8 protein-coding genes are annotated in these 11,531 nt (G+C 37.8%); all 8 read left to right on the forward strand.

Annotation, left to right across the window (positions count from 1 at the left end; all coding sequences use genetic code 11):
• Positions 1-681 precede the first annotated feature (681 nt).
• The 8 genes from FFS26_RS21235 to FFS26_RS21275 all read left to right on the forward strand — a co-directional run bounded on the left by FFS26_RS21235 (position 682) and on the right by FFS26_RS21275 (position 11,447).
• Entirely contained in the window at positions 682-2,004 is a 1,323-nt protein-coding gene (locus FFS26_RS21235) for a sigma-54-dependent transcriptional regulator (protein ID WP_137906065.1), read from the forward strand.
• 437 nt (positions 2,005-2,441) lie between these two features.
• Positions 2,442-4,136, forward strand: a complete 1,695-nt coding sequence (gene kdpA, locus FFS26_RS21245) for a potassium-transporting ATPase subunit KdpA (RefSeq protein ID WP_137906066.1) — start codon at positions 2,442-2,444, stop codon at positions 4,134-4,136.
• A gap of 174 nt (positions 4,137-4,310) precedes the next feature.
• Entirely contained in the window at positions 4,311-6,350 is a 2,040-nt protein-coding gene (kdpB, locus tag FFS26_RS21250) for a potassium-transporting ATPase subunit KdpB (RefSeq protein WP_137906067.1), read from the forward strand.
• 10 nt (positions 6,351-6,360) lie between these two features.
• Positions 6,361-6,918 (forward strand): potassium-transporting ATPase subunit KdpC, encoded by a 558-nt coding sequence (kdpC, locus tag FFS26_RS21255; RefSeq protein ID WP_110011845.1) that lies wholly within the window; start codon positions 6,361-6,363, stop codon positions 6,916-6,918.
• A 103-nt stretch (positions 6,919-7,021) separates the two neighbouring features.
• A complete protein-coding gene (locus FFS26_RS21260; protein ID WP_110011849.1) occupies positions 7,022-8,071 on the forward strand; it encodes a porin in 1,050 nt (349 codons plus the stop codon).
• 55 nt (positions 8,072-8,126) lie between these two features.
• Positions 8,127-9,236 carry a histidine kinase gene (locus FFS26_RS21265; protein ID WP_110011850.1) on the forward strand — a complete coding sequence of 370 codons (1,110 nt, stop codon included), beginning with the start codon at positions 8,127-8,129 and terminating at the stop codon, positions 9,234-9,236.
• 5 nt (positions 9,237-9,241) lie between these two features.
• Positions 9,242-10,957, forward strand: a complete 1,716-nt coding sequence (locus tag FFS26_RS21270; RefSeq protein WP_110011846.1) for an ATP-binding protein — start codon at positions 9,242-9,244, stop codon at positions 10,955-10,957.
• Positions 10,958-10,988: 31 nt separating this feature from the next.
• A complete protein-coding gene (locus tag FFS26_RS21275; RefSeq protein WP_110011847.1) occupies positions 10,989-11,447 on the forward strand; it encodes a hypothetical protein in 459 nt (152 codons plus the stop codon).
• Positions 11,448-11,531: the final 84 nt, after the last annotated feature.

Here is an 11,531-nt window from a genome sequence, read left to right on the forward strand (position 1 = left end):
ACCAGCGCCGATGGTACTGCTAACGCGGGAGAGTAGGCCGCCGCCAGTTTTTATTTTATTTTTAAAAAATCCTTTATCATTGTGATAAAGGATTTTTTTGTTTTATACCCAAGCTAAGCTTATAAGCAATAAGTAATAATTGATAAACGATACATCAATCAACTATGATTGATCAACTATCACTTATCATTTATTACTTATGCTGGAGAGCATACACTCCAATTGTCACTCCGTAGGAGTCTCAACAAAGTATTAGCACATAACTCAAGTATTACTTTTACCTTTTTAATCCTTTAAAGACTATAATAAAGGAGGCTGGATTCCTGCGGAATGACACAGTAGGAAAGAAGCAGGCCAAATAAAAAGAAAGACGCCATTGCAACCAATAACTCCATTGAAAGATAACCACGGAACCCGTATCCCGGACTTCGTTACATCATTTATAATTTATCATTGACGATTCATTCATCATCCTAGCCCCGATAGGAATGGTTACCCCGCAGCTTGGGTTGGAGTGAATGTGGTGGAGCGTGGGAGTGCATGGGCGCGAGGAGTATGAATGGATAGCGGGAAACAGCTCCTGAAATCTCAAGTGGTGTTCAGTAAACTATTTCCTTCAATTACCCCGTTTTCCTCGAATAAATTCAATAAGTTTGTAGTAGTTTTCCAAAAATAATTATAATGTCAGGAAATATTCTGATCATCGATGATGAGATCAAACTCCTTAAATTACTAGGAATGATCCTTTCCCAAGAGAATTTTAATGTAAAAGAAGCTTCTACGGCGCGTTCGGCAATGACAATGCTGGAGCAATATGAATTTGATGTTGTCCTGAGCGATGTTCGTCTGCCTGATGCTTTTGGGGTAGAGCTGGTAAAGGCTATCAAAACTAAATATCCACAGCTTGAAATTATCCTGATGACGGCATTCGGTAATATTACGGATGCTGTACAGGCTATGAAGAATGGCGCTTATGATTATCTGGTGAAAGGAGATGATAATGAGAAAATAATCCCATTGGTGTATAAGGCTCTTGATAAGGTAAAAGATAATAAATCGAGGGTTGTTCAGCAGGCTGTGACGAAAGGATTTAATCAGATAATAGGTAAATCACCACTTATTTTGCAGGCTAAGAAAATGGCTGAAAAAGTAGCTTTAACGGATGCTGCCGTTCTTCTTACAGGGGAAACCGGAACGGGTAAAGAAGTTTTTGCGAGTGCTATTCATGAAGGGAGTGACAGGAAGAAAAACAGTTTTGTAGCGATCAACTGTTCAGCATTCAGTAAAGAAATTCTGGAAAGCGAGCTTTTTGGTCATAAACAAGGTGCTTTTACTGGAGCTTTGAAAGATAAGAAAGGATTGATTGAAGAAGCTAACGGAGGAACTCTGTTTTTGGATGAAATCGGTGAGATGCCCATAGAGCTTCAGGCAAAACTGCTCAGGGTTTTGGAAACCAGGGAATTTATTAAAATGGGTGAAACCAAAGTTTCTAAATCTGACTTCAGGTTAATTGCTGCTACCAACAGAGACCTGATAGATGAAATAAAGCAGGGAAATTTCAGAGAAGACCTTTATTTCAGGCTGAATGTCTTTGAGATCACGCTTCCGCCATTAAGAGAACGAAAAGAAGATCTGAAAGCTATTGCCAAGCATTTTATAGATATTTTTTCTCATAAACTTCATCTGACAGCGGTTCAGGTAAATCCTGATTACTATAAAGTACTGGAACGAAACGACTGGAAAGGAAATATCCGTGAGTTGAGGAACGCTGTAGAGCGCAGTTTGATTTTGATGGATAACAATATCCTTGACGCAGAAAGTCTTCCCCATTATTCGGAAAAAGCTGTTCCTGAAAGTGATTCTTTAAGTATCAGATCACTGGAAAAAATACATATACAGAAAGTTTTACAGTATACAAAAGGTAACAAGGCAGAAGCTGCCCGTTTACTGGAAATCGGTATTGCCACATTGTACCGTAAACTTGAAGAATATGGATTAAAATAAACCTTTTATCATTTTAATAAAGAGCCTATCATTTTGATAGGCTTTTCTGTTTTTATATAGTTTAATATTTTGTCTTAATATATTGTTAATCAATTAATTGATTGTTTGTTTTCCAGAATGGACTTTCTTTTGGCATATAGTCTTCGAATAAAATATTTAAAAATGACAATTTCAAGAAAAACGTTTAAAAAACGGGAGCACTCGACTTTTAGTCTGCTGATTGTATCGTACGTATTGTTGACCCTTTTAACCCTAATGATTAAAATATGATGCTCATAAGTTTAATTCTGCTTTTTGCAGTATTGTTTTGGCTTTTGTATAAATCAGTTGAATTTTTTGATAGAATATAAATTATGTGGAGTTTATTTTTCCTCTCAATACTTGCCTTTGTGTATATCTGTTATGTTTTAATGAAACCTGAAAAATTTTAATTAGTCATGAATACAGAGATTTTAGGCATTATAGCAATGTTTGCTATCACATTAGTTATCGGAATATTTTTAGGGAAATATATAGCTAATGTCTACGGATACAAAAAGACTTTTCTGGATCCGATTTTTGAACCCATTGAAAAGTTAATTTATAAAGTTTCGGGAATTAATCCTGCCCGCCAGATGAACTGGAAACAGAATATGTATGCTATGCTGGCGATCAATCTGGTTTGGTTCATCATAGGTTTCCTTCTTTTGCTGAATCAGGCATGGCTTCCTTTGAACCCTGATGGGAATCCAAATATGTCACCCGATCTGGCTTTTAATACTACCATTTCATTCTTAGTGAACTGTAATTTACAGCATTATTCAGGAGAAACAGGAGTAAGCTATCTGAGCCAGCTTTATCTGATGTTTTTACAGTTTGTTACGGCTGCAACGGGAATGGCGGCAATGGCTGTCCTTTTCAAGGCTTTTAAAGAAAAAACAAGTACCGAACTTGGGAACTTCTACGATTTTTTTACCAAATCAATGGTCAGAATTCTGGTTCCGGTAAGTGTAATTGTTGCTTTAATACTTTCTATTAACGGAAGTCCGATGACTTTCGAAGGGAAAGATCACATTATAACACTGGAAGGCCAGAAAGCAGATGTCTCCAGAGGTCCGGTATCAGCATTTGTTGCGATCAAACATTTGGGAACTAACGGAGGTGGATTTTTCGGAGCCAACTCTGCGCACCCGCTTGAAAATCCTAATTATATGACCAATATGACAGAGATGATCGCTCAGATGATCATTCCGTTTGCATTGGTATTTGCACTAGGTTTTTATCTGAATAAAAGAAAACTTTCATGGGTGATTTTTACGGTAATGACGGTCGGTTTTCTGGCACTTACCATTCCGAATATCGTGAATGAAACAGGAGGAAATCCTCTGATTACCCAAATGGGTGCAGACAAGAGTCTGGGAGCTATGGAAGGTAAAGAAATCCGCTTTGGAAGTGCTGCTTCAGGATATTGGAGTATTGCCACTACTGTAATTTCTACAGGTTCTGTGAATGCAATGCACGACAGTACAATGCCTCTTTCGGGGATGAATGAGCTGCTTGCCATGATGATCAATTGCTTCTACGGAGGTTGTGGAGTCGGAATTCTGAACTATTTCATCTTTATCATTCTGGCTGTGTTTATCAGTGGTCTGATGGTGGGACGAACCCCGGAATTTATGGGTAAAAAGATTGAAGCCAAAGAAATGAAAATTGCTATGATTGTGGCTTTATTTCATCCTTTCTTAATTCTTGCAGGAACAGCTTTAACGGCTTATCTACCGGAATTTGGAGCAAAAACATTGAACAACCCAGGTTTCCATGGTTTCAGTGAAATGCTGTATGAGTTTACTTCTTCCGCAGCGAATAACGGATCCGGATTTGAAGGGTTGGGAGACAATACACCCTGGTGGAATATCTCAACGGGAATTGTACTGTTACTCTCAAGATTTATCCCGATTATTGGACCAGTAGCCATTGCAGGTCTGTTGGCACAGAAGAAATATATCCCTGAAAGTTCAGGAACACTGAAAACAGATACGGCAACTTTCGGATTCATGACTCTGGCAGTGATTTTACTGATTGCAGCGTTGTCTTTCTTCCCTGCATTAACTCTAGGGCCTATTGCAGAGCAGATTCAGTATTTCTCAAAATAAATGTGAACATTAAAAATTAAAATCAATATTCAACCATTAAGGAAGCCGAAAAGTTAGGAAGCTAGTCTGACACTTACTGAAACGTTCACTTAATATTATCCATATCTATCCTTATTATCTGGCAGACCTTGATGGTTACTATTGATTTATAATGATATAAATTCTTTCAAAAAAATGAAAAATCAGTCACAAACATTGTTTCAAAAAGATTTGGTCAACGAAGCGATAAAACAGTCCTTCGTAAAGCTGAATCCGAAAATTATGTTTAAAAATCCGGTAATGTTCCTGGTGGAAATCGGAACCATCGTCATGTTTATCGTAAGCATGTTCAGCCTTACCGGTGATAAAACCCAGGGAAGCTTTTCCTACAACTTTTTAGTATTTATTATTTTATTTTTCACCGTCCTGTTTGCCAACTTTGCAGAAGCTATTGCAGAGGCAAGAGGAAAAGCACAGGCTGATACCCTCAGAAAAACAAGGGAAGAGACTCCGGCCAAACTGGTACTTGATAACAAGCCGGGATTCCAGGTAGAAACAAGACTGAAAATGTCTGCTGAAATGACTTTAGGCGATATTTTCCTTTGTGAAGCCGGAGATCAGATTCCGATGGATGGAGAGATTATTGAAGGTCTTGCTACCATTGATGAGTCTGCTATTACCGGAGAAAGTGCACCTGTCATCCGTGAAGCGGGTGGAGACAAAAGTTCTGTAACAGGAGGAACGAAAGTATTGTCAGACAGAATTAAAGTAAGAGTAACCACAAAACCCGGAGAATCCTTCTTAGATAAAATGATTGCTCTTGTAGAAGGAGCGTCAAGACAGAAAACACCCAACGAAATCGCATTAACCATACTTTTAGCAGGATTCACGCTTACATTTATTATTGTTACCCTCACTTTAAAACCTTTTGCAGACTATGCGCAGACTCCGATTACCATAGCAGCATTTATATCTCTTTTCGTTTGTCTTATTCCGACAACCATCGGAGGTCTGCTTTCTGCAATCGGGATAGCGGGGATGGACAGAGCGCTGAGAGCGAATGTGATTACTAAAAGTGGAAAAGCAGTGGAAACTGCAGGAGATATTGATGTATTGCTATTGGATAAAACCGGAACAATTACCATCGGAAACAGAAAAGCAACTCAATTTCACCCCGCCAATGGAATTCAGCTTGAAGAATTCATTAAAGCTTCTGCATTGAGTTCCGTAGCTGACGAAACACCGGAAGGAAAATCTATTATTGAACTAAGTGCTTTAAAACCTGAAGATTTATTAGTTGCTAATCCCACTTATATCGATTTTACCGCAGAAACAAGAACTTCAGGAATTGATTTTGAAGAAACAAGAATACGTAAAGGTGCTTATGATACGATAAAAAAACTGACTGAAAAAGCCGGGAACATCTTCCCTCAGGAAACCCAGGATGCAGTAACTAAAATTTCTGAAAACGGAGGAACCCCTTTAGTAGTGGCCGTTAATGAAAAAGTTTGGGGCGTTATCGAACTTCAGGATATCATCAAAACAGGAATTCAGGAACGCTTCCAGAGATTGAGAAAAATGGGTGTAAAAACGGTAATGGTAACCGGAGATAATCCTCTGACTGCAAAATTCATTGCAGAAAAAGCTGGAGTAGATGACTTTATTGCTGAAGCCAAACCTGAAGACAAAATGAATTACATTAAAAAGGAACAGCAGGAAGGTAAGCTGGTAGCGATGATGGGAGACGGAACCAATGATGCTCCAGCACTAGCCCAGGCCGATGTTGGGGTAGCGATGAACAGTGGAACTCAAGCCGCAAAAGAAGCCGGTAACATGGTAGACCTGGATAATGACCCTACAAAACTGATCGAAATTGTGGAAATAGGGAAGCAGCTGTTGATGACCAGAGGAACATTGACGACTTTCAGTATTGCAAATGACGTAGCGAAGTATTTTGCCATTATTCCGGCACTCTTTATCACTTTTATTCCTTCTCTGCAGAAGCTGAACATTATGAACCTTCACAGCCCGGAAACAGCCATATTATCAGCAGTAATTTTCAATGCGGTGATTATTCCGTTCCTGATTCCGCTGGCGTTGAAAGGAGTTGCTTACAAGCCCATCGGTGCCAGTGCATTATTAAGAAGAAACCTTTTGATCTATGGGTTAGGCGGAGTAATCGTTCCGTTCATCGGGATCAAAATCATTGATCTGGTAATCAGTTTATTCTATTAAAATTAAAAAAATGAAAAATCATATTGTTTCAGCATTCAGATTAACGCTTGTCATGTTGATCGTTACAGGTCTTTATCTGGCAGTGGTTTATGGAGGTTCTAAAATACTTCCTAACAATGGAAACGGAGAAATTGTTTATAATAAAGGGCAGAAGTTTTATGCCAATATCGGGCAGGAATTCAAATCTGAAAAATATTTCCACGGCCGTCCTTCTTCAGTCAATTATAACGCAGCAGGAAGTGGAGGAAGCAATAAAGGTCCAAGCAATAAAGAATATCTGGAAATTGTACAGAAAAGAATTGATACTTTGAAAATGGATAACCCTGAAATGGGTAATGCTAAAGTTCCTGTAGAATTGGTAACAGCCAGCGGAAGCGGACTGGATCCGGATATTTCTCAAGAAGGGGCTTTATACCAGGCAAAAAGAATTGCAAAAGTGAGAAGTCTTTCAGAGGAACTGATCAAAAGCTTGATTAATAATCAAACGGAAAAGCCTTTCTTAGGACTTTTCGGACCATCAAAAGTAAATGTTCTGAAGCTTAACATTGCTTTGGATCAATTAAAATAATAAATTTAATAACCAATAATCATGTCAAGGTTTAAAACCTTGACATGATTAACATACCTTAATAAAAGTGAAAAAATATTTAGTTATAGGAGCCGTATTGGGAATGTTTTTCTCAAAAGCCCAGTCATCAGATTCATTAAAAACAAGTAATAAAGTGACATTTTCCGCTTATGCAGAACTCTTTTATACCTATGATTTTAATGAGCCTGGAAATCATATTCGTCAAAACTTTTTGTATTCCTATAACAGGCACAATGAAATGAACCTTAACCTGGGATTGGTTAAAGCCAGTTATCAGAGCGAAAATATCCGTGCTAATGTAGCTTTAATGGCAGGAACTTACGCACAGGATAATATGGCTGCCGAACAAAATGCATTACGGTACGTGAATGAAGCCAATGTTGGAATCAGATTATCAAAAAATAAAAACTTATGGATTGATGCAGGGATCATGCCTTCCCATATTGGATGGGAAAGTGCCATAGGAAAAGATAATGTGAATCTGACAAGAAGTCTGGCCGCTGAAAACTCACCTTATTTCGAAACTGGAGCCAAAATTTCTTATACCTCAGATAATGGAAAATGGTTTTTAAGCGGACTGGTATTGAACGGATGGCAGAGAATAGCCAAACCTGAAGGAAACCAGAGTATTTCTTTCGGGCATCAGATAACGTATAAACCAAATGATAAGATTACTTTGAACAGCAGCTCATTCATAGGAAATGATAAAACAAAAGAGGACAAAAGGATGCGTTACTTCCATGATTTGTACGGAAGCTTTCAGCTGACAGATCAGTTTTCGGCTGTATTGGGATTTGATATCGGTGCTGAGCAGAAATCAAAAGGAAGCGAGCAGTATAATATCTGGTATAGCCCAAATGTTCAGATGAAATATCAATTGGACGGCAAATGGGCATTAGCGGGAAGACTGGAATATTATAATGATAAAAATGGGGTGATCATCAGCACAGATACGCCTAACGGATTTCAAACTTTCGGATATTCTCTGAATGTAGATTATGCTGTTTTCAAAAATGTAGTTTTCCGCACAGAAGCGAGAGGTTTTACTTCAAAAGACGTCATTTTTGCTAAAAATGATGAATTTAAAAAAGGAAATTTCTTTATAACGTCAAGCTTAGCGGTTTGGTTTTAAAAAAGAATTTGGCCACAGGAAAGTGCTTAAAGTAAAATTAAAAAGAATAAAATCAATGTCATCAGCAAAAGATTTTTTAGAACTGATTCAGAAGTCCCGCAAAGGAAAATTCAAAATTTATATCGGGATGAGTGCAGGGGTAGGAAAAAGTTTCCGTATGCTTCAGGAAGCTCATTCCCTTTTGCGAAATGGCATTGATGTAAAGATTGGCTATATTGAAACGCATGGCCGTGAAGAAACTGAAGCTCTTGTAGAAGGAATTCCTCAAATTGAAAGGAAATCAGTTTTTTATAAAGGAAAGAACCTTGAGGAGATGGATCTTCAGGCCATTATCAATGAACATCCTGAAGTCGTGTTAGTGGACGAACTTGCCCATACCAACGTAGAAGGTTCCAAAAATAAAAAAAGATGGCAGGATGTACTGGAAATTCTTGATAACGGAATCAACGTCATCAGTGCCATGAATATCCAGCATATCGAAAGCCTGAATGAAGAGGTAAAGAAAATTACCGGGGTAGAAGTAACAGAGCGGGTTCCGGATAAAATACTGGCGCTAGCAGATGAAGTAGTCAATATTGACCTTACGGCTGATGAGCTGCTGACCCGTTTAAAAGAGGGAAAAATCTATAAAAAAGAAAAAATTCAGACGGCACTTAGTAATTTCTTCCAGAGCGGACATATTCTGCAGCTTCGTGAGTTAGCTTTAAAAGAAGTGGCCACCCACGTGGAGAGAAAGGTGGAAACAGAGATCAAAACCGAAAATTTTAAGCCCATAAAATTCCTGGCCTGTATCAGCAGTAATGAGAAAATTGCTAAAACAATTATCCGTAAAACCGCCAGATTAGCCAGCTACTATAACAGTCCATGGACTGTTTTGTACGTTCAGAAGCCCTCTGAAAATCCGGAAAAAATTGCATTGGATAAACAACGGTATTTAATTAATAATTTTAATTTAGCACAGGAATTAGGTGCCAAAGTAGTCCGCATCAAAGAAAGCAGTGTTCACAACGGAATTCTGGAGTATGTGATTGCCCATAATATCACGACGGTCTGCATTGGAAAACCCCATGCCAGTTTCTGGCAGCGAATGTTGGGGTACAGCTGGATCTATACCCTTATGAACAGGCTGAATGAAAGACAGATAGATATTATTATTTTATCTTAAAAGTAATGAAACTTAAAACGAAACTTACCTTAGGCGTGGGCCTTTTATTTCTACTGATCGTTCTGCTTTCAGTGATAGGTTCTGTATACATCAATAAATTAAAATCCGATACTGAAAAAATCCTTACGGCCAATTATAACAGCCTGGAATTTTCCAAAAATATGCTTTTGGCATTGGATAATATCAGTACAGACAGTACCGTTGCCATAGCAGATTTTCGAAAAAATAATAAGCTTCAGGAAAAAAACCTTACAGAATTTGGAGAAAAAGAAGCCACTCAGAATCTGAATCTCCATTTCAACAGCTACCTTAAAGCTCCCGATATCCATAAAGAAAAGCTTATCCGTGAAGATCTTTCGAAGATCATGTCTTTGAATATGAAAGGGATAGAACGAAAAAGTGATATTGCGATTATTACGGCTGAAAATGCTACTTTCTGGATCGTAAGTTTAGGAACCGTATGTTTTCTGATTGCTTTTATCCTGCTTTTCAATTTACCACAAACCATCGCAGAGCCTATCAATCAATTGACCTTCAGTATTAAACAGATTGCCGATAAAAACTATAGTGAGAGGGTTCATTTTAAAGGAAGTGAAGAATTCAACAGTCTGGCAGACTCCTTCAACAGTATGGCGGAAAAACTTCAGGAGTACGAAAGCAGCACGCTTTCCAAGCAGCTGATGGATAAAAAACGGATCGAAACGCTGGTTAACAATATGCATGATGCAGTGATTGGTCTGGATGAGAATCATTTTATCTATATGATCAATGATGAAGCTTTAAAGATCACCAATCTCCATAAAGAAGATATTATTGGAAAAACGGCTCATGAAGTAGCCATCAATAATGATCTGATGCGTGAACTGCTGAAAAATATCGACCATCCGGTAAAAGATCCGATTAAGATTGTCCGTGATAACAAGGAAAATTATTTCGAGCAGGATATTATACCGATCAATATTGTAAAAACAGGGGAAAAAGAAAAAAAGAATATCGGAAAGGTAATCCTGCTAAGAAATATTACCCCTTTTAAAGAACTGGATTTTGCCAAAACTAATTTTATTGCGACCATTTCCCATGAACTGAAAACCCCGATTTCTGCGATCAAAATGGGCGTTCAGCTTCTTGGAAACCAAAAGTTCGGAGAACTGAACGAGCAGCAGCAGGAATTGTTGAAGAGCATCAATGAAGACGGACAGCGTTTATTGGATATCACTGGAGAATTGCTTAATCTTTCTCAGGTTGAATCCGGAAATATCAGACTGACTATTGGGAAATGTTCTCCGAAAGAAATTGTACAGACTGCTGTAAAGAATGTTGAGAAGCTTGCCGAGCAGAAAAATATTTCCATCAGTACAGAATATCTTCTGGAAGATAACGATGCTGTGACTGCTGATTTTGACAAAACCGTCTGGGTAATGAATAATTTTTTAACCAATGCGGTAAAGCACTCTTTTCAGGACGAAAATATTAAGATTGTAGTAGAAAAGCTGGATTCTTTCATTCAGTTCAGTATTATTGATACCGGAAGCGGAATAGATGAAAAATACCACCGCCAGATCTTTGACCGTTATTTCCAGGTTCCCGGAGAACATCAGAATGGAACAGGACTCGGTTTGGCCATTTCGAAAAATTTTATTGAAAAACAGCATGGAGAAATAGGAGTGAAGAGTTCTCTGAATAATGGAAGTACGTTTTATTTCAGACTGCCGGTTTCATAAGGATTATTTTATATTTGCGATAAAAATAACAATGAGAAAAACTATAGGACTCTTATTATTTTCAGTTTTGCTAAGTATCCAGGTCTCTGCTCAGACATTCACGTTGGAACAGCTTAATGGATTCAACAAACTTACCATGGATGAGTTTAAAAAAGAGATGAAACAGCTTCAGTTCAAATTTTATGACAGAACAGAAGGCTTAGGTTTCCTCTTAACAGAATATGATTCCCCGGACTACACATCGAAAATCGGAAAGTTTGAATATGCTGAAGAAAAATCTGAAGATAGGATTGAATTTGAGTTTAAAGACAAGAAAGAATATGATAAGTACCTTAAGCTGATACTGGCAGCTGGATATAAAGAAACTGAGAAGGGAAAGATTATTACCAAAGAGCCTTATGTAGATTACTATAGAAATAAAGAACATATCAGGTTGATCTTGCCTAAAGCAGGGCAAAAAAATCCGTACACCATTATTGTTTTCAAATAAAATCTGAATTTTAATGTAGATTTGAAAAATATAAAAAAGGCTGTGAAATCTATCACAGCCTTTTTACATGAATATTGGGTAAGT

Source organism: Chryseobacterium sp. 2VB (genome assembly GCF_005503635.1).
In the GTDB taxonomy this organism is placed as follows: Bacteria; Bacteroidota; Bacteroidia; order Flavobacteriales; family Weeksellaceae; genus Chryseobacterium; species Chryseobacterium cupriresistens.